Origin of the sequence: Paraburkholderia tagetis, from assembly GCF_022213065.1 — a bacterium.
In the GTDB taxonomy this organism is placed as follows: Bacteria; Pseudomonadota; Gammaproteobacteria; order Burkholderiales; family Burkholderiaceae; genus Paraburkholderia; species Paraburkholderia tagetis.
Map to the genome: position 1 here is coordinate 220,181 of NZ_JAKLJA010000005.1, position 21,816 is coordinate 241,996.

Here is a 21,816-nt window from a genome sequence, read left to right on the forward strand (position 1 = left end):
CACATCGTTTGGCGGGTTTGGCAGATTCAGCCGCAAAAGAAAAAGGCCCGAAGCATTGCGCTTCGGGCCTTCTCATCTTGCTTGACTGCTTAAGTCGCGGTTTGGGCGATTACTGCTTTGCACCACCCTGGAACCACGCGGCAATCTTTTGACGCTCGTCGTCGGTCATTTTCGTGACGTTGCCGAGCGGCATGGCCTTGAGCGTGACAGCCTGCTGATACAGACGCTGGGCGTTCTTCGAGATCTCGTCAGGCGTATCGAGCATCACGCCGGCGGGCGCTGCGCCCATCATCGTCGGGTGGGCCGAGTGGCAGCCCGCGCAACGCTGCTGCAGGATCGGCTGGATGTCCGAGATCTTGAGCGACGGAGCGTTCGCGGCTTCGGCTTGCGGCACAACCGGGCGCGGCAGCGTCCAGACCAGTGCGACGAACATCAGCACCACGCCGCCGATCGGCAGATACCACAGTTGCTGACCACGGTGACGCATCACGAAGAACTGGCGAATCAGCGCGCCGGCCAGCATGATCACGACGAGCACGGCCCAGTTGTAGGCGTGTGCATAGGTCATTGCGTAGTGGTTCGACAGCATCGCGAACACGACGGGCAGCGTGAAGTAGGTGTTGTGCACCGAGCGCTGCTTGCCGCGCTTGCCGTAGATCGGGTTCGGCGTTTCGCCCTTGAGCATCGCGGCGACCATCTTGCGCTGGCCCGGGATGATCACGAAGAACACGTTCGCCGACATGATCGTCGCCAGCATCGCGCCCATGATCAGGTACGCTGCGCGGCCCGAGAAGATGTGGCAGGCGAGGTAAGCCGCGATCACGACATAGATGCCGACGCAAACGCCGAGCAGCTTGTCCTTCGTGCCGAGCGTGCGGCACAGCGTGTCGTAGACGATCCAGCCGGCGGCGAGGAAGCCGAGTGCCGAGAAGACCGCGACGACCGGACCCATGTCGAGCACGCTCTTGTCGATCAGGTACGTGTTCGGCGCCATCAGGTACAGCACCGTGAACAGCGACGCGCCCGAGAGCCACGTGGTGTATGAGGGCCACTTCGACCAGTGCAGGTCTTCGGGCATTTCGGGCGGTGCGACGGTGTACTTCTGCATGTTGTAGAAGCCGCCGCCGTGCACGTGCCACAGTTCGCCGAACACGCCGCGGCGACGCTGGTTAGCGTCCGTCGGCGGTTTGAGGCTGTTGTCGAGCGCGACGAAGTAGAACGACTCGCCAATCCAGGCGATTGCCGCGATGACGTGGAACCAGCGCAATGCGAGGTTCAACCAGTCGGTAATAAAGCCTTCCATGAAACTCCTCCACTCCTGATTCGTTGCGCGCGGACGGCAATGCGTCTCGCGCTGACTGCGGGGGTGGCGCGCAGGATCCGGATGATCCGGCCTCGCGCCAAACGCCGCGAGAAAATGCGGCGCGGCAAAGGCGCGGCGTCGCTTGCGCGGGCCATCGCCAGTTTGTTATGCGTTTTTGAGTTTGGCGGGACCGCTCAGCTACCGCGATAGGTGCTGTACGACCACGGCGAAACGAGCAGCGGCACGTGGTAGTGCGCGGTGGTGTCGGCGATGCCGAAACGCAGCACGACGCGGTCGACGAAGCGCGGTTCCGGTACTTTGGTGCCGAGCGCGGCGAAATAGTCGCCGGCGTGGAACACCAGTTCGTATTCGCCCGTGGCGAGTGCCGTGCCTTCGAGCAGCGGTTCGTCGCAGCGGCCGTCGTGATTGGTCGTGACAGTCTTCAGCGCGCGACGGGCTTCGCCGTCGATCGCATGGAGTTCGACTTTGATGCCCGCGCCGGGGCGGCCGTTCGCGGTGTCGAGCACGTGGGTAGTCAGCTTGCCCATTCGCAGTTTTCCTTGTCTTTTCCTGGTGTCATTGCGAGGTTTCGGCGGTAGTCCGATCCGGCGAATCCGAAGATTCTTGCGGCGGATCGAGGCTCCACGTCAGCTGTGGCTACATACCCGTCGGCGGATCGATGTGAGCGCCGTGCATGCATTTTAAGAACAATGCGGCATAAGCGCGCGACCGATAGGAAAGATAATGCCGGCAGCATGTGCCTGTGCTCTGCGCCTTACTCCATGGGGCTTCCGGGGCGGTTCAGAGCTGGGGTTTTCACTCATGGATGAATCGTAAACGCGCCAATAATCGACCTTTATATGTATTGGCTGAATGTGGTTATCGCGGCTGGGCGAATTGTCAGCGTAATTTTGGCCACGCAAGGTAACGGTCATGCGCGGCCCACGACGAGGTGAGCCGCGCGTCCCGAAGACGGCGCCACGCGCTGGGTAACCGGGCCAGCGGCGTCTGCAAGTCGGGACGCGTCGGCACCCGGATTCCCGGATCGACTGGCGCGTGCGGCGAGGGCGTCTGCTTCATATTCACAGTCATTTCAAACGCGGTGTGCGACGCGCTTACCAGCGCGAGGCACGCACGCGGCAAGACAACGGAGCGAACAGACACGATGGAACCCACCAACCGCACAGCGCACCTGCAAGGCGCAAAGCAAGGCACGGAGCAAGGCGCAAAGCAGGGGCGCGGCAAGACGCTGCTGGTGAAAAACGCCGACATGCTCGTGACGATGGACGGCGCGCGGCGCGAGATTCGCGGCGGCGGCCTCTACGTCGAAAACAACCGCATCGTCGCGGTCGGCACGGCCGATGAACTGCCCGAGACCGCCGACGAAGTGCTCGACATGCGTGGCCACCTCGTGCTGCCGGGGCTCGTCAACACGCACCATCACATGTACCAGAGCCTCACGCGCGCCGTTCCGGCCGCGCAGGACGCCGAGCTATTCGGCTGGCTCACGAATCTCTACAAGGTCTGGGCGAACCTCACGCCCGAAATGATCGAGGTCTCGACGCTCACGGCCATGGCCGAGCTGCTGCTGTCGGGCTGCACGACTTCCAGCGATCATCTTTACATCTACCCGAACGGCAGCCGGCTCGACGACAGCATTCGCGCCGCGCAGCAGATCGGCATGCGCTTTCACGCGGCGCGCGGGAGCATGAGCGTCGGCCAGAAGGACGGCGGCCTGCCGCCCGATTCCGTGGTCGAAAACGAAGACGCGATTCTCGCCGACAGCCAGCGTCTGATCGAGACGTATCACGACGAGGGCCAGTACGCGATGCTGCGCGTGGTGGTGGCACCGTGCTCGCCGTTCTCGGTGAGCCGCGACCTCATGCGCGAGTCGGCGACGCTCGCTCGCCACTATGGCGTCTCCATGCACACCCACCTCGCGGAGAACGTCAACGACATCGCCTATAGCCGCGAAAAATTCGGCATGACGCCCGCCGAGTACGCCGAGGACCTCGGCTGGGTAGGCCCCGACGTCTGGCATGCGCACTGCGTGCAACTCGACGAGCACGGCATCGGCCTGTTCGGGCGCACCGGCACGGGCGTCGCCCATTGCCCGTGCTCCAACATGCGCCTCGCGTCGGGTATCGCGCCCATCAAGAAAATGCGTCTCGCGGGCGTGCCCGTGGGGCTTGGCGTGGATGGCTCCGCCTCCAACGACGGTGCGCAGATGGTGGCCGAGGCGCGCCAGGCCATGCTGCTCGCGCGCGTGGGCTTTGGTCCCGACGCAATGACCGCGCGCGAAGCGCTCGAGATCGCCACGCTGGGCGGCGCGCGCGTGCTGGGCCGCGACGACATCGGCGCGCTCGCACCGGGCATGGCCGCTGACTTCATCGCTTTCGACCTGCGCCAGCCGCACTTTGCGGGTGCGCTGCACGATCCGGTGGCGGCGCTCGTGTTCTGCGCGCCGTCGCAGGTTGCGCTTTCGGTAATCAACGGGCGGGTGGTCGTGAAGGAGGGTGTGCTGCAGAGCGTCGAGCTCGGGCCCGTGATCGAGCGGCATAACCGGCTCGCGGGGCAACTCGTGCAGTCGGCGCGTTAAAGAGCCGACCCGGGGCAGACGGTGCCAGACGGTGCCAAAGAAAAACGGGCGGCGCGTAGGTGCGGGCCGCCCGTGGGAAAAACGGTGAAAGTGCGGTAACGCGACGTCGGGCGGCCACCTCGGCGCGGCGGCGTCGCGTAGGTCAGGGCTTGTCGATCAGCGTCTTCGTCGCCTCGGTCACGAGGCTGCGTAACCAGCGGACTTCATCCGAGTAATGACAGCGTTCATGCCACAACTGGTAGTACTGCATCGGCGGGAAATCGAGCGGCGCCGGCACGACCGTAAGCGGCAAAAAGCGCGCGTAATGGTCGGCGAACAGGCGCGTCGTCGTGAAGACGAGATCCGACTTGATGAGCACGTAAGGCGCGAGGTTGAAATACGGCAGCGTGACGACCACGTGGCGCTTGAGGCGCTCGCGCGCGAGATGCACGTCGATGGCGCCGCGCTGGCCCACGGAGTAAGGCGTGGGCGCGAGGTGCGGCGCATTGAGGTACTGGTCGAGCGTGAGCCCGCCGCGCTTGGCGAACGGGTGCGTGCTGTTCATCAGGCAGACGATCTGGTCGACGAACAGGTTCGAGAGGTGCAATTGCTCGGGCGGCTCGGGCCAGTTGCCGATCACGATGTCGAGCTTGCCCTCTTCGAGCGCGAGCTCGTAGTCGAAAGAGGGGCCAAGCGAATGGAATTCGAGCGTAGCGTTGGGCGCGGCCTGGCGAAAACGCTCGACCACGGTGGGCACGAACAGCACGTTCAGGTAGTCCGGGCAGCCGATGCGGTAGCAACGGATGGAAGTGGCCGGATCGAAATTGTGCTGCTGGAAACGAATGCGCTCGATCTCGCGCAGGGCGTTCTGCACGGGCTCGAGCAGGCGCAGACCGTATTCGGTCGGCACCATGCCGGATTTGCCGCGCACGAGCAGCGGGTCGCCGGTGATGTCGCGCAGGCGCCGCAGCGCGGCACTGATTGCGGGTTGCGATTGATTGAGCTTGACGGCGGCGCGCGTGACGCTGCGCTCCATCAAAAGGGTGTGCAAGACGCGCAAGAGGTACGTGTCGATCGCCTCGCGTTGCTGGCTCATGAACTCTCCGGATTATATGTTTAGGCTGATCGATGGACTTGGTCAGTATATGATTTTTAATATGAACTGAAGGCTCCGTCAAGGGCGGCTTTCTACCAGGCGGTCTTGTGGAGTCCGCGCCGCGCGGGGCAACGCGGGTTTTTGGCGGCTCGACGCTGGCACTGCGAACAAGGTATCGTCATTTCGCACGGCGCTGCTTGACGGGGACCTGCCGGGGCATCGAGCGGCATAGAGCGGCACCGCACCACGTCGAAACACAGATGGTCATAACGTACTACGGCGGAACCTCCATGGGCGACTCATCTTCACGGCTGGCCGGCAATCCACACGCGGGGCATGCCGGCGCGCACGCGCCGCGGCTGGCGCTTGCGGGCATCACGAAGCAGTATCCCGCCGTGCGCGCGAACGACGACGTCACGCTCTCGGTCGCGCCGGGCGAAATTCACGCGCTGCTCGGCGAGAACGGCGCGGGCAAGAGCACGCTCATGAAAATCGTCTACGGCGCGGTGCGCCCGGACGCGGGCGAAATCCGCTGGGAAGGCGAGATGGTCGAGATCCCCAGTCCGGCTGCCGCACGCAAGCTCGGCATCGGCATGGTGTTCCAGCATTTTTCGTTGTTCGAAACGCTCACGGTGGGCGAGAACATCGCGCTTTCGCTCGACGAAGCGTTCGATCTCAAGGCTTTGGCGAGACGTATCCGCGAGGTGTCGGCGCAATACGGGCTCGACGTCGATCCCCAGCGCCACGTGCACAGCCTCGCGGTGGGGGAGCGCCAGCGCGTGGAGATCGTGCGCTGCCTGCTGCAAAACCCGCGTCTGCTGATCATGGACGAGCCGACCTCGGTGCTCACGCCGCAGGCCGTGCGCAAGCTGTTCGGCACCTTGCGCCGGCTGGCCTCGGAGGGGTGCAGCATTCTCTACATCAGCCACAAGCTCGATGAAATCCAGGAACTCTGCGACACGGCCACCGTGCTGCGCGGGGGCAAGGTGACCGGCAACGTGAGCCCGCGCGAGGAAACGCACGCCTCGCTCGCGCGGCTGATGGTGGGCCACGAACTGCCGGCCTACACGCGCCGCGCGCATACGCCGGGCGAGGTGCGGCTCGACGTGAAGCATCTGTCGATGCAAAGCGAGGACCCCTTCGGCACCTCGCTCGACGATGTCACGTTCGCGGTGCACGCAGGCGAGATCTTGGGAATTGCTGGCGTGTCCGGCAACGGCCAGGCGGAGCTGCTCGCGGCGCTCTCGGGCGAGGCGCGCGATGCCTTCCAGTCGCGAATGGGCCGAACGGGCCGCCACGGCGCGGCCGCCGATACCGTGACGATCTGCGGCAAGCCGGCCGCGCGCCTTTCCGCTGGCGCGCGCCGCAAGCTAGGCTTCGCGTTCGTGCCCGAGGAGCGGCTCGGGCGCGGCGCCGTGCCCGCGATGTCGCTCGCCGAAAACGCGCTGCTCACGGGGCATCGCCAGGGCATGGTGCGCTCGGGCTGGCTGCGCACGGGCGCGATGCGCGCATTCGCCGAGCGCTGCATCGGCGCTTTCGATGTGCGCTGTGGCGGCCCCGATGCGCTGGCTCAGAGCCTCTCGGGCGGCAACCTGCAAAAGTACATCGTCGGGCGCGAGATCCTGCAGGCGCCGAAGGTGCTGGTGGTCGCGCAGCCCACTTGGGGCGTGGACGTCGGCGCGGCGGCGTTTATCCGGCAGCAACTGCTCGACCTTTCGGCGCGCGGCGTGGCGATCCTCGTGATTTCGGAGGAGCTCGACGAACTCTTCGACATCTGCGATCGCATCGCGGTGCTCGCGGGCGGGCGGCTCTCGCCCGCCCGCCTCACGGGCGAGACCAACGCCGAGGAGATCGGCCGCTGGATGGCGGGCCTGTTCGGGGATCGCGGCGCGGGCGCGGGGCGCCCGGACGGCGGCCCGCCGCCCGCAGAGTCGGCCGCGCCGCCCGCGCATGCGTGACGCGCCTCGTCTGCAATACAGGCGCCTGCCGTAGCCCGAGTCACAGCCCGAGTCGCAGCCCGAGTCATAGCCCAAAACGCAGCCCAAATCGCATCCCAAGTTTCTCCGCCAGAGCCGAAACCACGACCACCGGACCGATTGCCGATATCTCCATCATGATCTTTCCGTACCGCCTCGAAGCCCGCACGACGCCTTCCCGCACGGTTCGCATCGCCGTGCCGCTGGTCGCCGCGCTCCTCACACTCGCCATTGGCTTTCTGATCTTCGGCCTCGTCGGGCGCGATCCCGTGCAGGCGATGCACGCGTTCTTCATCGAGCCGCTCTCGAGTATCAACGGCTGGTCCGAGCTGCTGCTCAAGGCGTCGCCGCTCTGCCTGATCGCGCTCGGTCTCGCGGCGGGCTATCGCGCCAACGTCTGGAACATCGGCGCGGAAGGGCAGATGGTGCTGGGCGGCATCGCGGCGAGCGGCGTGGCTATCTACTTCGATCAGTCGACGGGCTGGTGGATCCTGTTCCTCATGATGCTCGCGGGCGTGCTCGGCGGCATGGCCTGGGCGGCGATTCCCGCCTGGCTCAAGAGCCGCTTCAACACCAGCGAAATCCTCACGAGCCTGATGCTCACTTACGTCGCCACGCAGTTGCTGATCTGGCTCGTGAGCGGTCCGTGGCGCGACCCGAACGGCATGAACTTCCCGCTTTCGGAGATGTTCAGCGGCGACGCGCTTTATCCGACCTTCGGCGGCGACTGGCGCATTCACTGGCTGCGCGGCACGCGCCTGAACGCGTCGATCTTCCTCACGCTCGCCGCCATTCCGCTCGTCTGGCTCTTCATGCGCCGCAGCTTCGCGGGCTACCGTATGAGCGTGGGCGGCCTCGCGCCGCTCGCCGCGCGCTACGCGGGTTTTTCGGAGAAGAAAACGATCTGGACCTCGCTGCTGCTCTCGGGCGGCCTCGCCGGACTTGCGGGCATGGGCGAGATCGCAGGCCCGATCGGCCAGTTGCAGGCGACGTGGTCGCCCGGCTACGGCTTCACGGCGATCATCGTCGCGTTCGTGGGGCGGCTGCATCCTGTCGGGATCGTGCTCGCGAGCTTACTAATGGCGCTGCTCTATCTGGGCGGCGAAGCGGTGCAGACCTCGCTGCAACTGCCGCAGGCGCTCTCGGGCGTATTTCAGGGCCTGCTGCTGTTCTGCCTGCTCGGCGCGGACCTCTTCGTGAGTTACCGCGTGCGCCGCCGTCATCCCATCGCGGCCGCCCGCTGATCCGCTGCCGCTTCGATCGACGCCATCCACGAAAAAAGTACACGAAAGAGGCTCCAACAACATGGATATCCAGCAAGCCAGCTCGCTCGCCTCGAGCGCCGTCACTGCGGCGATCCCGCTGATGTTCGCGGGCGTCGGTGAACTCGTTACGGAAAAGTCGGGCGTGCTCAACCTGGGCGTGGAAGGGATGATGCTAATGGGCGCCGTGACCGGCTACGCGCTCACCACGATCACCGGCGATCCGTGGCTCGGGATGCTGGCCGGCATGGGCGCGGGCATCGCCATGGCGCTCTTGTTCGGCTTCCTCACGCTCACGATGCAGGCCAACCAGGTCGCAACCGGCTTGTCGCTCACGATCTTCGGCGTCGGGCTTTCGGCCTATGTGGGCAAGCCCTATACCTCGGCCGCCACCTCGGCGACGATCGCCGCCTGGCCGATTCCGGGCCTCTCGCATCTGCCCGTGATCGGGCCGGCGTTTTTCAGCCTCACACCCGTCGATTACCTCGCATTCCTGATGTTCGCCCTGGTCGGCTGGTTCCTCTACCGCACCCGCGCGGGGCTCGTGCTGCGCTCGGTGGGCGAATCGCCGCAGGTCGCGCATTCGGTGGGCTTCCCGGTGATCGGCGTGCGCTACTGCGCGACGGCGTTCGGCGGCGCGATGGCCGGCCTCGCAGGCAGCTACTACTCGGTCGTTCAACTGCATCTGTGGCAGGAGCAGATCACGGCGGGGCGCGGCTGGATCGCGCTTGCGCTCGTGGTGTTCGCGACCTGGCGCCCGGGGCGTCTGCTGATCGGCGCATTGTTGTTCGGCGCGGTCACGGGTGCGCAATTCTATGCCCAGGCCGTGGGCGTGCCGGTGCCCACACAGTTTCTCGCCATGCTGCCTTATGTGGCGACGATCGTCGTGCTGGTGCTCATCTCGCGCAACCCGAACACGATTCGCCTGAATGCGCCGGCCTCGCTCGGTAAATCGTTTTATGGGGCCGCCTAGGTGGCGCCGCCTGGGTGAGGCCATTTTGAAGCTACGAACGCACGCAGTATCCCCATCCACGACAGGAGATCCACGATGAGAAAAACCATCCTGACCGCTTTCGCCGTTGCCGCAACCTGCGGCGCGGCGGCGCTCGCGCCGCAGGCTCAGGCCGCCGACGCGCCGGGCGTTGCGTTCGTCTATCTCGGCAATCCGGGCGACGCCGGCTGGACCTACGCGCACGATCAGGGCTCGAAGATGGTCGAGCAGAAGTTCGGCAACAAGATCAAGATCACGCGCATCGAGAACGTGCCCGAATCCGCCGACTCGGAGCGCATCTTTCGCGATCTCGCAAGCAAGGGCAACAAGATCATCTTCGGCTCGAGCTTTGGTTATCAGGACTTCGAATTGAAGGTCGCGAAGGACTTCCCCGACACCGTGTTCCTGCACGCGACCGGCTACAAGAAGGCCGCGAACTTCGGCACCTATGACGTGCGCATGTATCAGGGCGCCTATCTCGCGGGCGTGGCGGCTGGCTACGCCACCAAGACCAATACGCTCGGCTTCGTGGCCTCGGTGCCGATTCCCGAGGTCGTGCGCAACATCAACGCGTACACGCTGGGCGCGCGCTCGGTGAATCCGAAGGTCCATACCAAGGTCATCTGGATCAATAGCTGGTTCGATCCGGGCAAGGAGAAGCAGGCGGCCGAGACGCTGATCGGCCAGGGCGCCGACGTGTTGCTGCAAAACACCGACTCGAGCGCGACGCTCGCGACCGCCGAAGCGAAGAAGGTCCACGCGTTCGGCTGGGATTCGAACATGAAGAAGTTCGGCCCGCACGCGCACCTGGGCTCGGTCGAGGCGAACTGGGGCGTCTACTACGTTGCCGCGATCCAGCAGGTGCTGGACGGCAAGTGGAAGAACGATCCGGTCTGGTGGGGCATTCCGCAGAAGGCCGTCGATCTCGGCGACGTGAACACGTCCGAGCTGTCCGCCGACGCACAGAAGGCCGTCGCCGCGAAGCGCGAGCAGATCGCGAGCGGCAAGTGGGACGTCTTTGCGGGCCCGATCAAGGATCAGACGGGCGCGGTGAAGATTCCGGCCGGCAAGACGCTGACCGATCCGGAACTACAGCGCCTGAACTGGTACGTCGAGGGCGTGGACGGCTCGCTGCCGAAGTAAGCGCACGGCGCCAGGGCGCCAATGCGCGATTGCGGCGCGAGGCGTGCCGCAATCGCGCCACGACTAGCGAATTCGCGAGGTTGGGGCCGCGTTGGGGTCACACCGTCGGCCGGTCTTCGCAAGCACCCGCCGTGCGGCTGCGCAACCTTCGAGGCTCGCGCAGCCGCGCGCTTTTGGGGCATGAAGCTGGGCCGCCCGAACCTCACTCGTCGATGCGCAGCCCGACCTTGATCGTCACCTGCCAGCGCGTGATCTGGTCGTCTTCGATCAGGCCGCGCGTTTCGGTCACCTCGAACCAGTGCAGATTGCGCAGCGTTTTCGAAGCGCGTCCGATGGCGCAGCGTATGGCGTCGTCGCTCGAAACGGTCGAGGAGCCAGTGAGTTCGATTTGCTTGTAGACGTGGTCGTTCATGAAGTGTCTCCTTCTTGCGGGCGTCGCGCGGCGCATTCGGCCCACGCGTCAATCGAGTATAGGCAACGCTCCGGCGGGCATCAGGCCACAGATGGCGGTGCCGTGCCGGTATCATGGCGCCTCGCCATTGCGTCGCATCGGCCGTGCCGGCTGTGACCGGGAAAGACCCGAGGCGGCGCGGAATTTCAAACGTAGCGTGCTGGAACGCGGTGCGGCATGAAGCAGGAGATGGAGAAGATGCAGAAGCAGGAACTGGGATTTTGCGGACCGGGGCTGATGGGCGCGCCGATGATTCGCCACTTGCTGCACGCGGGTAACGCGGTGCGCGTGTGGAATCGCTCGCCGGAGAAGGCCGAGGCGCTGGTTGCCGACGGCGCGCGGGTCGCCGCCACGCCGGCGGAGCTGGCGCAGCACACGGACGTCGTGCTGTTGTGCGTCGCGGACGGCGCCGCGGTCGAGCAGGTGGTATTCGGCGAGCACGGCTTGCTGAGCGCCGCGGAGGGTGAGGGCGGTCGTGCCGCGCGCGTGCGCCGTATCGTCGACCATTCGAGCATCCCGCCCGAACTGACGCGCAAGCTGGCCGCGCGCGCGGCGGCGCTGGGCGTGGGCTGGGTCGATGCGCCGGTTTCAGGGGGCGTGGCGGGCGCGCAGGCAGGCTCGCTCGCGGTCATGGCGGGCGGGACGGCGGAGGACGTTGACGCGGTGGCGCCTATCCTGGCCGCCTACGCGGCGCGGGTGACGCACATGGGCGGCCCTGGAGCGGGCCAGACCACGAAGCTGTGCAACCAGGCGATCGTTACGGCGACGGTCGCGGCGATCGCCGAGGCGGTGGGCCTCGCGCGCCGCAGCGGCATCGACGCCGCCAAGCTGCCCGAAGCGCTCGCGGGCGGCTGGGCCGACTCCACGCTGCTGCGCACATTCGTGCCGCGTATGACGCAGGACAGCCTCGCGCCGATCGGTGCGCTGAAAACGTTCCAGAAGGACGTGGACACGGTCGCGGACGCCGCGCGCCAGACCGGCACACCCATGCCGGTTGCGGGCACCGTGCAGCAGATCCTGCGCCTTGGCGCGGCGATGGGGTTGGCCGAGGCCGACTTGTCGGGTTTCATCGACGTCCTGCAAACACCGCGGCACGCCTGAGTGCCTTGGCTTGGGGAACTGGCGTCAAGCGGTTCCCCGTCGCGGCTCCAGCCGCTCCAGCTCCAGGGTGGCACGACCATCACCGGATCCCCGGATCCTCCCCGATCCCCATCGGGTGGCCGATGCGCCGCCGGCACGAATCTGCCACGAATTTCCAGCACCTTTTCTGGCGCGCCCTTGCGGGCCCGTAGCGCTGGCAGCCGCGCGCGAACTGGCATAACCTGCTAAAATTACAGGTTTTTCGTCGATCTACTTTCCGGGACGCGCTGTGCTCTCTACCGCCAACATCACCATGCAATTCGGGCCGAAGCCCTTGTTCGAGAACATCTCGGTCAAATTCGGCGAAGGCAACCGCTATGGCCTGATCGGCGCGAACGGTTGCGGCAAGTCCACGTTCATGAAGATCCTGGGCGGCGACCTCGAGCAAAGCTCGGGCAACGTGATCCTCGAGCCGAACGTGCGTCTGGGCAAGCTGCGCCAGGACCAGTTCGCGTACGAAGACGTGCGCGTGCTCGACGTCGTCATGATGGGCCACACCGAAATGTGGGCCGCGATGACCGAGCGCGACGCGATCTACGCGAACCCCGAAGCGACGGACGACGACTATATGAAGGCCGCCGACCTCGAGACCAAGTTCGCCGAGTATGACGGCTACACGGCCGAGGCGCGCGCGGGCGAGCTGCTGCTCGGCATCGGCATCGACACCGAATTCCACAACGGCCCGATGAGCGCCGTGGCGCCGGGCTGGAAGCTGCGCGTGCTGCTCGCGCAGGCGCTGTTCTCGAAGCCGGACGTGCTGCTGCTCGACGAACCGACCAACAACCTCGACATCAACTCGATCCGCTGGCTGGAAGATGTTCTGAACGAGTACAACTCGACCATGATCATCATTTCCCACGATCGACACTTCCTGAACCAGGTCTGCACGCACATGGCGGACATGGACTACGGCACGCTGAAGGTCTGGCCGGGCAACTACGACGACTACATGCTGGCTTCCGCGCAGGCGCGCGAGCGTCAGCAGGCCGCGAACCAGAAGGCGAAGGAGCGCGTGGCCGACCTGCAGGACTTCGTGCGCCGCTTCTCGGCGAACAAGTCGAAGGCGCGCCAGGCCACCAGCCGTCTGAAGATGATCGACAAGATCAAGATCGAGGAATTCAAGCCGTCTTCGCGCCAGAACCCGTTCATCCGCTTCGAGTTCGAGAAGAAGCTGCACAACATCGTCGTGGTCGCGGAAGAGATCACGAAGACGTATGAGCGCCGCATCTTCAACAAGCTCAGCATCAGCGTGCAGCCGGGCGAGCGTATCGCGATCATCGGCGAAAACGGCGCGGGCAAGACCACGCTGCTGCGCTCGCTGCTGGGCAACCTGGCCGTCGACAACGGCACGGTGAAGTGGGCCGAAAACGCGAACGTGGGCTACATGCCGCAGGATACGTACGAAGAGTTTCCGGCTGACGTCACGCTGATGGACTGGATCGACCAGTACCGTCAGGAAGGCGACGACGAGCAGTCGGTGCGCGGCACGCTGGGCCGTCTGCTCTTTAACGCCGACGACATCCGGAAGTCGGTCAAGGTGCTGTCGGGCGGCGAGAAGGGCCGCATGATCTGGGGCAAGCTGATGCTCGGCCGCCACAACGTGCTGCTCATGGACGAGCCCACCAACCACATGGACATGGAATCGATCGAGTCGCTGCAGATCGCGCTCGAGAAGTTCGAAGGCACGCTTGTTTTCGTCTCGCACGACCGGGAGTTCGTGAACGGTCTCGCCAACCGCATCATCGAAGTGAAGACCGACGGCACGATCAAGGACTACAGCGGCAACTACGAGGACTTTCTTGCTAGCCAGGGGCTGCATTGAGCCCTTGTCGATGAGGCACGGTAGTTACCAAAACAAATCGGGCGGCGCGAAAGCGTCGCCCGATTTGTTTTTGCGCGGCGCGCGGCGCACCGGTCAATCGGCGTATCACAGGACCTTACGTTTGCGTCAACCACGCTAGAATGCACTGTTCCCGCGGCGAGCGCCGCGATGAGATCGCAAACGAACACGGAGTCAGGAGGAACGCGCATGCACAACTACGACCAGCTCTACATCAACGGCCAATGGGTCGTGCCGCACGGCAAGGGCACGATCGACGTGATCGACTCGGGTACCGAGGCGGTCATGGGCCGCATCCCCGAAGGCAATGACGCCGATGCCGAAGCCGCCATCGCCGCCGCGCGCGCCGCCTTCGACAAATGGGCGGCAACGAGCCCGCAGGAGCGCGGCGCTTATCTCCAGAAAATCGCCGAAAACCTCAAAGCCCGCACCGACGAGCTCGCGCAGTTGATCGCGGGCGAAGTGGGCATGCCGCTGAAGCTCGCACGCGCGATTCAGGTGGGCGGCCCCGTCTACAACTGGGGCGCCTATGCGAAGCTCGCGAGCGAGTTCCAGTACGAGGAGCGCGTGGGCAATTCGCTCGTCGTGCGCGAGCCGATGGGTGTGGTCGCGGCGATTACGCCGTGGAACTACCCGCTCAATCAGGTCACGCTCAAGGTGGCCGCCGCGCTCGCAGCGGGCTGCACCGTCGTGCTCAAGCCGTCCGAGGTTGCGCCGCTCAACGCGTTCGTGCTCGCCGAGGCCATTCACGAGGCTGGCCTGCCCGCGGGCGTCTTCAATCTCGTGACCGGCTACGGGCCGGTGGTCGGCGAACTGCTCGCGCGTCATCCCGGCGTCGACATGGTCTCGTTCACGGGCTCGACGCGCGCAGGCAAGCGCGTCTCGGAGGTGGCCTCGGCCACCGTCAAGCGCGTCGCGCTGGAGCTGGGCGGCAAGTCGGCCTCGGTCTTGCTGGACGACGCCGATTTCGCGGCGGCCGTGAAGGGCACCGTGGGCGCCTGCTTCCTGAACTCGGGGCAAACCTGCTCGGCGCACACGCGCATGATCGTGCCCGAAGCGCGCTACGAAGAGGCGCGCGCGCTCGCGAAGGAGGCCGTCGAAGCCTACACGGTCGGCGATCCGCGCGACGAGAAGGCGAAGCTCGGGCCGCTCGCCTCGAAGGTGCAGCAAGAGCGCGTGCAGCAGTACATCGAGCGCGGCATCGCCGATGGCGCCGAACTCGTGACGGGCGGCGCCGGCATGCCCGAGGGCGTGACGAAGGGCTTCTTCGTGAAGCCGACCGTGTTCGGCCGCGTGCCGCGCGATGCGGCCATCGCGCAGGAGGAGATCTTCGGCCCGGTGCTCACGATCCTCACGGCCAAAGACGAGGACGACGCCGTGGCGATCGCCAACGACTCCCTGTACGGCCTGGGCGGCGCGGTCTGGGCCGGCAGCGACGAGCGCGCGGCACGCGTGGCGCGGCGTATCCGCACGGGCCAGATCGACATCAACGGCGGCACCTGGAACATGGCCGCGCCGTTCGGCGGCTTCAAGCAGTCCGGCCATGGCCGTGAGAACGGCGTATACGGCCTCGAGGAGTACCTCGAGTACAAGTCGATGCAGTTCAAGGTGCCGAAACCTTGATCTAATGCCGTTTTCGCGCCTTGCAAATGTTTTGGTGCGACGTTTTGATTTGAATCAAGAATACAGGGATCCTTGCGGGTCCCCGTATTTTTTATTGATATAAATCAATATCGTATGTGGGCAGCGCGCGACCATTGATGCTTTGCCAACGACAACGCAAAGCGGCTCACCATGTTTCCTACTCATTCTTTCGCGCCGCTTGAAATCCGCGGCCGCCAACTGCTACCCATCGTGCAAGGCGGCATGGGCGTCGGCATCTCGGCGCACCGCCTCGCGGGCAGCGTCGCGCGCGAAGGCGCGCTCGGCACCATTGCAAGCATCGACCTGCGCCATCACCATAACGACCTCGTCGAGCTGTGCCGCGCCGACCCTCGGCAGGAGACGCTCGCGCGCGCGAATCTCATCGCGCTCGGCCGTGAAATCGAGGCGGCGCGCCAGCTCGCGCAGGGCAAAGGCATGATCGCCGTGAACGTGATGAAGGCGGTCAGCGCCCACGCCGACTACGTGCGCGCGGCCTGCGAGCATGGCGCCAACGCTATCGTCATGGGCGCGGGCCTGCCGCTCGATTTGCCCGATCTCACCCAGGGCGTGGATATTGCGCTCATCCCGATCCTTTCCGATGCGCGCGGCGTCTCGCTCGTGCTCAAGAAGTGGATGAAGAAGGGCCGACTGCCCGACGCCGTCGTGCTCGAGCATCCCGCGCACGCGGGCGGACACCTCGGCGTGACCGACATCGCCGACATGAACAACGAGCGCTTCGCGTTCGAGCGCATTTTCGAGGAACTCGACGGCGTTTATGCGTCGCTCGGCATTACGCGCCGCGAGGTGCCGCTCATCGTGGCAGGCGGTGTCAACAGTCACGAGGCCGTGCGCAAGTGGCTCGAGGCGGGCGCCAACGGCGTGCAGGTGGGGACGCCGTTCGCCGTGACGGAAGAGGGCGACGCGCATCCGAACTTCAAGCGCGTGCTCGCCGACGCCACGCCCGAGGACATCGTCGAGTTCGTGAGCGTGACCGGCCTGCCCGCGCGCGCGGTGAAAACGCCGTGGCTCGATCGTTACCTGCGCAACGAGTCGCGCATCCGCATCAAGATCGGCTCGAAGAAGAATGTCTGCCCGACCGGGCTCGAATGTCTGTCGATCTGTGGTTTGCGCGATGGCATCGAGAAGTTCGGCCACTTCTGCATCGACACCCGCCTTGCGGCGGCGTTGCGCGGCGATGTGGCGAATGGCCTGTTCTTCCGTGGCCGCGAAGCATTACCGTTTGGCAACGCCATCCGCAGCGTCAGGGACCTGCTGGAGCTGCTCTTGACCGGTGTTACGCGGCCTCAGGTCGCACATCAGCCGGCGTATGCGCTGAGCTGACGACTATCCACGTGGGTCAGGCGGGCTAAGCTCGCCGTAAACCCAAAAGCAACGCCGGCTCGTCCGGCGTTTTTTTTCGCGCTAGGTGCCATCGGATTCAGGCGCGGTCCTTCTGAAAGCGCATGGCGGTGCCTTCGCGCTCGATACGCGTCCAGACGGCGCGCTTTTCCTCGTCACTCAGGAAAACCCAGTTCGAGACCTCCATCGCGGTGCGGCCGCAGCCTTTGCAGATTTCGTCGAAGAGCGTCGAGCACACGCCGATGCACGGGCTGTCAGGAAGGTCGTGGAGATTGGAGGCCATCGATATGTCTTGGGGGCAGAGTGGCTGGTGCGCGAGCATGCGCAGCGGCCGTGCGGAAAAACCCCGCTATGTTAGCCGATTCTCCGGCGCCGTCCTCTTTGCCCCTGCCTTACGAATCGATTCGTCGTGAACGCTGCGGGCTCAGCGGCGGTGCGCGAATGTCGCGCAGGCGGCTTTTTTGGTGGACAGGGGCCGATAAACGGCTAAAATTGCGCGCGATTTACCGTCCACGGCGACCATCCTGGGCGACCGCCGGCTGCGGCCACGCAGACTGCGCGGCAAGCCCTGTTCCGTTTGTGCGACACGCCGGAGCGCTTTTTTTGTCGCCTGGCAGGTTTGATGGTAGGTTCGGTGAATTCAGGAGAGCAGCGCCAGGCGCGGCAGACGGACGGGGCAGGCGGCCGGCGAAAGCGGGCTAACAAGCGGGCAGCAAGCGGGCAGCAAGCGGGCTAACAAGCGGCTAACAAGCGCGCCACCAGCCAAACTAACCAGCAGGCTAACAAGCGGAGAACGGGATGAAGAAACGGGTTTTGGCGAAACTGGCTGTACTCGCGCTGTGCGCGGCGCCGTGGGTGGCGTCAGTGGCGAAGGATATGCAACTGAACGTGTACAACTGGTCCGATTACATCGCCAAGGACACGATTCCGAACTTCACGAAGCAGACCGGGGTCCAGGTCAAGTACGACAACTACGACAGCGACGATACGCTCCAGGCCAAGCTGCTCGCGGGCAATTCGGGCTACGACATCGTCGTGCCGACCAGCAACTATGCGGGCAAGCAGATTGCCGCCGGTATCTTCTCGCCGCTCGACAAGTCGAAGATTCCCAACCTCAAGTATCTCGATCCGCAGTTGATGGCGCTGGTCGCCGGCGCGGATCCGGGCAACAAGTACGCGGTGCCCTGGGCGTATGGCACGACCGGTCTCGCCTATAACGTCACGAAGGCACAGCAGATCCTTGGCAAGAACGTGCCGCTCGACAACTGGGACATCCTCTTCAAGCCCGAGAACATCTCGAAGCTGAAGGCCTGCGGCGTGTCCGTGCTCGACGCACCGGACCAGATGTTCGCGGCTGCCCTGCACTACATCGGCAAGGATCCGCTCTCGACGAAACCGGACGACTATCGCGCCGCGCTCGCGATGATGAAGAAGATCCGCCCGTACATCACGCAGTTCAACTCGTCGGGCTATATCAACGACCTCGTGGGCGGCGACGTTTGCTTCGCCTATGGCTGGTCGGGCGACGTCGTGATCGCCAAGCATCGTGCCATCGACGCGAAGAAGCCGTACAAGATCGAGTACTACATCCCGAAGGGCGGCGCCCCGATCTGGTTTGACGTGATGACCATCCCGAAGGACGCACAGCACAAGGAAGCCGCGTACGAGTGGATCAACTACATCGAGACGCCGCAGGTTCACGCGGCCATCACGAATGCGGTCTACTACCCGAGCGCGAACGCCGAAGCGCGCAAGTACGTGAACAAGGACATCGCCAGCGACCCGGCCGTATACCCGTCGCCTGAAGTGCTGAAGACGCTGTTCCTGCTCAAGCCGCTGCCGCCCGAGATTCAGCGCCTGCAGACGCGTCTGTGGACCGAGTTCAAGTCGGGCCGCTGATGCGCCGGCGCGCGAGGTCCCGGCCGCTGTTGGTGCGCGGCTAGTGCTCTGTTAGCGCTCAATTATCGTTTCACCCGAGCCCTCGGCACGATGCCGGGGGCTTTGTTCGTCAACCCCGTTCAGCAGCAAGGCAGAACCAGGCAGGGCAGAGAGAATCATGAGTGACCAGTCGAGCGTGCCGGCAGGCCCCGGCGCGCTGCCTTCGGGCAACGCCACGGCGGATAGTGCCGCGGACAACTTCGTGCAGGTCGTCGATGTCGTCAAGAAGTTCGGCGAAACGGCGGCCGTCAAGGGTGTCAACCTGTCGGTGAAAAAGGGCGAGCTGTTCGCGCTGCTCGGCAGCTCGGGCTGCGGCAAGTCCACCTTGCTGCGCATGCTTGCCGGTCTGGAAACCATCACCTCGGGCAAGATCCTGATCGACGGCGAAGATCTCGCGGTGCTGCCGCCGTACCGCCGTCCGGTCAATATGATGTTCCAGTCGTATGCGCTCTTTCCGCATATGACCGTGGAGTCGAATGTCGGCTTCGGGCTGCGCCAGGAAGGCGTGAAGAAGGGCGAGTTGAAGGACCGCGTGGCCGCCGCGCTCGAACTCGTGCAAATGTCGCGGTTCGCCAGGCGCAAGCCGCATCAGCTTTCGGGCGGCCAGCAACAGCGCGTGGCGCTCGCGCGTTCACTCGTCAAACGCCCCAAATTGCTGCTGCTCGACGAGCCCATGTCGGCACTCGACAAGCAGATTCGTCAGCGCACGCAAATCGAACTCGTCAACATTCTCGAGAAGGTGGGCGTCACCTGCATCATGGTCACGCACGACCAGGAAGAAGCGATGACGATGGCCAACCGTCTCGCGGTCATGAGCGAAGGCCAGATCGTGCAGCTCGGTGCGCCCAACGAGGTCTATGAATTTCCGAACAGCCGCTTCTCGGCGGAGTTCATCGGCTCGACCAATCTGTTCGAGGGCAATGTGGTCGAGGACGAGCCCGATCATGTGTTCGTCGAATCGCCGGATCTGCCTGTGCGCCTCTACGTGAACCATGGCATCACCGGTCCGCTCGGCATGCCCGTGACGATCTCGGTGCGGCCCGAGCGCATCGCGCTCACACGCAAGCCGCCCGAGGGGGCGTTCAACTGGGGCAAGGGCGTCGTCAAGAACATCGCGTACATGGGCGGCTACTCGCTCTATCACGTCAAACTCGATTCGGGCAAGACGGTGATCGCGAACATGTCGAGCCTCGCGCTCTCCGAGATTGATTCGCCCGGCTGGGAAGACGAGGTCTACGTGCGCTGGAGTGCGTCGGCCGGTGTGGTGCTGACGTCATGAGCACGTTGACCTTCAAGAGTCTCCTGCACTGGCCGGCCAGGCGCTTCAACCTGACCGGCCGCACGGCCGTCGTGGCCGGCCCGTTCTTCTGGCTGCTGCTGTTCTTCCTCGTGCCGTTCATCCTGGTGGTGAAGATCAGCTTCGCCGACCAGCAGCTCGGCATTCCGCCGTACACGGAACTCACGTCGTTCAGCGAAGGCGTCTGGCATATCGCGCTCGATCTTTCGCACTACGCGTTCCTGGTCCAGGACAGCCTGTATTTCGCGACTTACGTGAATTCGGTGGTCGTGGCGGCCATTTCGACGCTGCTGTGCCTGCTGATCGGCTATCCGATGGCGTATTACATCGCGCGCTCGAACCCGGCCACGCGCAACATCCTCATGATGGCGGTGATGCTGCCGTTCTGGACGTCGTTCCTGATTCGCGTCTACGCCTGGATCGGCATTCTGAAGAACAACGGACTGCTGAATAATTTTCTGATGTCGGTCGGCATCATTCACTCGCCCATCGAGCTCTATCACACGAACACGGCCGTCTATATCGGCATGGTGTATTCGTACTTGCCGTTCCTCGTGATGCCGCTCTATGCGCACCTCGTGAAGATGGACCTCACGCTGCTCGAAGCCGCCTACGACCTCGGCGCGAAGCCGTGGCGCGCGTTCGTGGAGATCACGCTGCCGCTCTCGAAGAACGGCATCATCGCGGGCTGTCTGCTGGTGTTCATTCCGGCGGTGGGCGAGTACGTGATTCCCGAACTGCTCGGCGGCGCGAACACGCTGATGATCGGCCGCGTCATGTGGAACGAGTTCTTCGACAACGCCGACTGGCCGATGGCCTCCGCCGTCACCTGTGCGATGGTCTTGCTGCTGCTCGTGCCGATGGCGCTGTTCCAGCACTTCCAGGCGAAGGAACTGGAGGCGCGCGGAAAATGAAACCGAATCGCGTTCTACAGTTCATCGCGCTCGGCATCGGCTTTGCGTTCCTCTATATTCCGATCCTCAGCCTGATCGTCTACTCGTTCAACGACTCGCAACTCGTGACGGTGTGGACGCGTTTCTCGACACGCTGGTATCAGGCGCTCGTCACCGACGACGAGCTCATCGCCTCCGCGTGGCTGTCGCTGCGCATCGCGCTGATGACGGCGTTTGCTTCGGTGATCATCGGCACATGGGCGGGCTTCGTGCTCGCGCGCATGGGGCGCTTTCGCGGCTTCACGCTCTATACCGGCATGATCAACGCGCCGCTCGTGATTCCCGAGGTGATCCAGGGCATCTCGCTGCTGCTACTGTTCGTGGAAATGGGCAAGCTGTTCGGCTGGCCGTCGGGGCGTGGGGTGTTCACGATCTGGATTGGCCACGTGATGCTGTGCATCTCCTATGTCGCCATCATCGTGCAATCGCGCGTGCGCGAGCTCAATCCTTCGCTGGAAGAGGCTGCGCTCGACCTCGGCGCCACGCCGCTCAAGGTGTTCTTCCAGATCACGCTGCCGCTGATCTCGCAGGCGCTCGCGGCGGGCTGGCTGCTCTCGTTCACGCTCTCCATCGACGACCTGGTCTTGTCGGCGTTCCTCTCGGGCCCGGGCTCGACCACGCTGCCGCTCGTGGTGTTCTCGCGCGTGCGTCTCGGTCTGAACCCGGAGATGAACGCGCTCGCGACGCTCTTCATTCTCGTGGTGACGGCGGGCGTGATCGTCGGCAACTTCTTCATGCAGCGCGCGGAGCGCAAACGTATGGCGATGGCGGTCTGAACCGCTCGCAAGCGTGCGCGAGCGGGCGCAAACGGGCGCAAACGGGCGCTTTCGTGCAAGGCGGCGCGT

General features: G+C 64.7%; 18 protein-coding genes. 13 read left to right on the plus strand and 5 right to left on the minus strand.

Annotated features, from left to right (window positions below; translation table 11 throughout):
• Positions 1 to 109: 109 nt before the first annotated feature.
• Both L5014_RS09710 and uraH read right to left on the minus strand, forming a co-directional pair.
• Entirely contained in the window at positions 110 to 1,303 is a 1,194-nt protein-coding gene (locus L5014_RS09710; RefSeq protein WP_238463408.1) for a urate hydroxylase PuuD, read from the minus strand.
• 194 nt (positions 1,304 to 1,497) lie between these two features.
• Positions 1,498 to 1,851, minus strand: a complete 354-nt coding sequence (gene uraH, locus L5014_RS09715) for a hydroxyisourate hydrolase (protein WP_238463409.1) — start codon at positions 1,849 to 1,851, stop codon at positions 1,498 to 1,500.
• Between the two features lie 722 nt (positions 1,852 to 2,573).
• Between uraH and L5014_RS09720 the strand changes: the two genes are divergently transcribed.
• Positions 2,574 to 3,902: an 8-oxoguanine deaminase gene (locus L5014_RS09720; RefSeq protein WP_238463498.1), complete on the plus strand. Its 1,329-nt coding sequence runs from the start codon at positions 2,574 to 2,576 to the stop codon at positions 3,900 to 3,902.
• Between the two features lie 142 nt (positions 3,903 to 4,044).
• On the opposite strand, the gene L5014_RS09725 is transcribed toward L5014_RS09720, so the two are convergent.
• Positions 4,045 to 4,977: a LysR substrate-binding domain-containing protein gene (locus L5014_RS09725; RefSeq protein ID WP_238463410.1), complete on the minus strand. Its 933-nt coding sequence runs from the start codon at positions 4,975 to 4,977 to the stop codon at positions 4,045 to 4,047.
• A 290-nt stretch (positions 4,978 to 5,267) separates the two neighbouring features.
• Between L5014_RS09725 and L5014_RS09730 the strand changes: the two genes are divergently transcribed.
• From L5014_RS09730 to L5014_RS09745, 4 genes are all read left to right on the plus strand, one after another.
• Positions 5,268 to 6,935, plus strand: coding sequence for an ABC transporter ATP-binding protein (locus tag L5014_RS09730; protein WP_238463411.1), 1,668 nt, complete (start codon positions 5,268 to 5,270; stop codon positions 6,933 to 6,935).
• A 155-nt stretch (positions 6,936 to 7,090) separates the two neighbouring features.
• Positions 7,091 to 8,197 carry an ABC transporter permease gene (locus L5014_RS09735; RefSeq protein WP_238463412.1) on the plus strand — a complete coding sequence of 369 codons (1,107 nt, stop codon included), beginning with the start codon at positions 7,091 to 7,093 and terminating at the stop codon, positions 8,195 to 8,197.
• Positions 8,198 to 8,258: 61 nt separating this feature from the next.
• Positions 8,259 to 9,188: an ABC transporter permease gene (locus L5014_RS09740; RefSeq protein WP_238463413.1), complete on the plus strand. Its 930-nt coding sequence runs from the start codon at positions 8,259 to 8,261 to the stop codon at positions 9,186 to 9,188.
• 75 nt (positions 9,189 to 9,263) lie between these two features.
• Positions 9,264 to 10,349, plus strand: coding sequence for a BMP family ABC transporter substrate-binding protein (locus L5014_RS09745; RefSeq protein ID WP_238463414.1), 1,086 nt, complete (start codon positions 9,264 to 9,266; stop codon positions 10,347 to 10,349).
• 202 nt (positions 10,350 to 10,551) lie between these two features.
• Here L5014_RS09745 and L5014_RS09750 read toward each other — a convergent pair whose 3' ends face one another.
• Positions 10,552 to 10,761 carry a dodecin gene (locus tag L5014_RS09750; RefSeq protein WP_238463415.1) on the minus strand — a complete coding sequence of 70 codons (210 nt, stop codon included), beginning with the start codon at positions 10,759 to 10,761 and terminating at the stop codon, positions 10,552 to 10,554.
• Positions 10,762 to 10,977: 216 nt separating this feature from the next.
• Between L5014_RS09750 and L5014_RS09755 the strand changes: the two genes are divergently transcribed.
• The 4 genes from L5014_RS09755 (at position 10,978) to L5014_RS09770 (ending at position 16,765) form a co-directional block, all read left to right on the plus strand.
• Positions 10,978 to 11,901, plus strand: a complete 924-nt coding sequence (locus L5014_RS09755; protein ID WP_238463416.1) for an NAD(P)-dependent oxidoreductase — start codon at positions 10,978 to 10,980, stop codon at positions 11,899 to 11,901.
• A gap of 268 nt (positions 11,902 to 12,169) precedes the next feature.
• On the plus strand, positions 12,170 to 13,762 hold the full coding sequence (locus tag L5014_RS09760; RefSeq protein ID WP_238463417.1) for an ABC-F family ATPase: 1,593 nt from the start codon (positions 12,170 to 12,172) through the stop codon (positions 13,760 to 13,762).
• 207 nt (positions 13,763 to 13,969) lie between these two features.
• The gene (locus L5014_RS09765; RefSeq protein WP_238463418.1) at positions 13,970 to 15,403 is read left to right on the plus strand and encodes an aldehyde dehydrogenase family protein; all 1,434 of its coding nucleotides are present in this window, start codon (positions 13,970 to 13,972) and stop codon (positions 15,401 to 15,403) included.
• Between the two features lie 171 nt (positions 15,404 to 15,574).
• Positions 15,575 to 16,765 carry an NAD(P)H-dependent flavin oxidoreductase gene (locus L5014_RS09770; protein WP_238463419.1) on the plus strand — a complete coding sequence of 397 codons (1,191 nt, stop codon included), beginning with the start codon at positions 15,575 to 15,577 and terminating at the stop codon, positions 16,763 to 16,765.
• A gap of 97 nt (positions 16,766 to 16,862) precedes the next feature.
• Here the strand turns inward: L5014_RS09770 and L5014_RS09775 are convergent, their stop codons facing one another.
• The gene (locus L5014_RS09775) at positions 16,863 to 17,066 is read right to left on the minus strand and encodes a DUF1289 domain-containing protein (RefSeq protein ID WP_238463420.1); all 204 of its coding nucleotides are present in this window, start codon (positions 17,064 to 17,066) and stop codon (positions 16,863 to 16,865) included.
• Between the two features lie 515 nt (positions 17,067 to 17,581).
• Here L5014_RS09775 and L5014_RS09780 point away from each other — a divergent pair.
• The 4 genes from L5014_RS09780 to L5014_RS09795 all read left to right on the plus strand — a co-directional run bounded on the left by L5014_RS09780 (position 17,582) and on the right by L5014_RS09795 (position 21,747).
• A complete protein-coding gene (locus tag L5014_RS09780; RefSeq protein WP_238463421.1) occupies positions 17,582 to 18,682 on the plus strand; it encodes a polyamine ABC transporter substrate-binding protein in 1,101 nt (366 codons plus the stop codon).
• Between the two features lie 157 nt (positions 18,683 to 18,839).
• Positions 18,840 to 20,000 carry an ABC transporter ATP-binding protein gene (locus L5014_RS09785; RefSeq protein WP_238463422.1) on the plus strand — a complete coding sequence of 387 codons (1,161 nt, stop codon included), beginning with the start codon at positions 18,840 to 18,842 and terminating at the stop codon, positions 19,998 to 20,000.
• Positions 19,997 to 20,932 carry an ABC transporter permease subunit gene (locus L5014_RS09790; RefSeq protein ID WP_238463423.1) on the plus strand — a complete coding sequence of 312 codons (936 nt, stop codon included), beginning with the start codon at positions 19,997 to 19,999 and terminating at the stop codon, positions 20,930 to 20,932. The genes L5014_RS09785 and L5014_RS09790 overlap by 4 nt, the downstream gene beginning before the upstream one ends.
• A complete protein-coding gene (locus L5014_RS09795; protein WP_238463424.1) occupies positions 20,929 to 21,747 on the plus strand; it encodes an ABC transporter permease subunit in 819 nt (272 codons plus the stop codon). Before L5014_RS09790 ends, L5014_RS09795 begins: the two co-directional genes overlap by 4 nt.
• The last annotated feature ends 69 nt before the right edge of the window (positions 21,748 to 21,816 follow it).

Bases quoted from the DNA above. Each gene is read 5' to 3' on its own strand.
- L5014_RS09735 (WP_238463412.1), top strand. From the start codon at position 7,091: ATGATCTTTCCGTACCGCCTCGAAGCCCGCACGACGCCTTCCCGCACG.
- L5014_RS09740 (WP_238463413.1), top strand. From the start codon at position 8,259: ATGGATATCCAGCAAGCCAGCTCGCTCGCCTCGAGCGCCGTCACTGCG.
- L5014_RS09790 (WP_238463423.1), top strand. From the start codon at position 19,997: ATGAGCACGTTGACCTTCAAGAGTCTCCTGCACTGGCCGGCCAGGCGC.
- uraH (WP_238463409.1), bottom strand. From the start codon at position 1,851: ATGGGCAAGCTGACTACCCACGTGCTCGACACCGCGAACGGCCGCCCC.
- L5014_RS09710 (WP_238463408.1), bottom strand. From the start codon at position 1,303: ATGGAAGGCTTTATTACCGACTGGTTGAACCTCGCATTGCGCTGGTTC.
- L5014_RS09725 (WP_238463410.1), bottom strand. From the start codon at position 4,977: ATGAGCCAGCAACGCGAGGCGATCGACACGTACCTCTTGCGCGTCTTG.
- L5014_RS09795 (WP_238463424.1), top strand. From the start codon at position 20,929: ATGAAACCGAATCGCGTTCTACAGTTCATCGCGCTCGGCATCGGCTTT.
- L5014_RS09765 (WP_238463418.1), top strand. From the start codon at position 13,970: ATGCACAACTACGACCAGCTCTACATCAACGGCCAATGGGTCGTGCCG.
- L5014_RS09755 (WP_238463416.1), top strand. From the start codon at position 10,978: ATGAAGCAGGAGATGGAGAAGATGCAGAAGCAGGAACTGGGATTTTGC.
- L5014_RS09745 (WP_238463414.1), top strand. From the start codon at position 9,264: ATGAGAAAAACCATCCTGACCGCTTTCGCCGTTGCCGCAACCTGCGGC.
- L5014_RS09720 (WP_238463498.1), top strand. From the start codon at position 2,574: ATGCTCGTGACGATGGACGGCGCGCGGCGCGAGATTCGCGGCGGCGGC.
- L5014_RS09770 (WP_238463419.1), top strand. From the start codon at position 15,575: ATGTTTCCTACTCATTCTTTCGCGCCGCTTGAAATCCGCGGCCGCCAA.
- L5014_RS09780 (WP_238463421.1), top strand. From the start codon at position 17,582: ATGAAGAAACGGGTTTTGGCGAAACTGGCTGTACTCGCGCTGTGCGCG.
- L5014_RS09730 (WP_238463411.1), top strand. From the start codon at position 5,268: ATGGGCGACTCATCTTCACGGCTGGCCGGCAATCCACACGCGGGGCAT.
- L5014_RS09775 (WP_238463420.1), bottom strand. From the start codon at position 17,066: ATGGCCTCCAATCTCCACGACCTTCCTGACAGCCCGTGCATCGGCGTG.
- L5014_RS09750 (WP_238463415.1), bottom strand. From the start codon at position 10,761: ATGAACGACCACGTCTACAAGCAAATCGAACTCACTGGCTCCTCGACC.
- L5014_RS09785 (WP_238463422.1), top strand. From the start codon at position 18,840: ATGAGTGACCAGTCGAGCGTGCCGGCAGGCCCCGGCGCGCTGCCTTCG.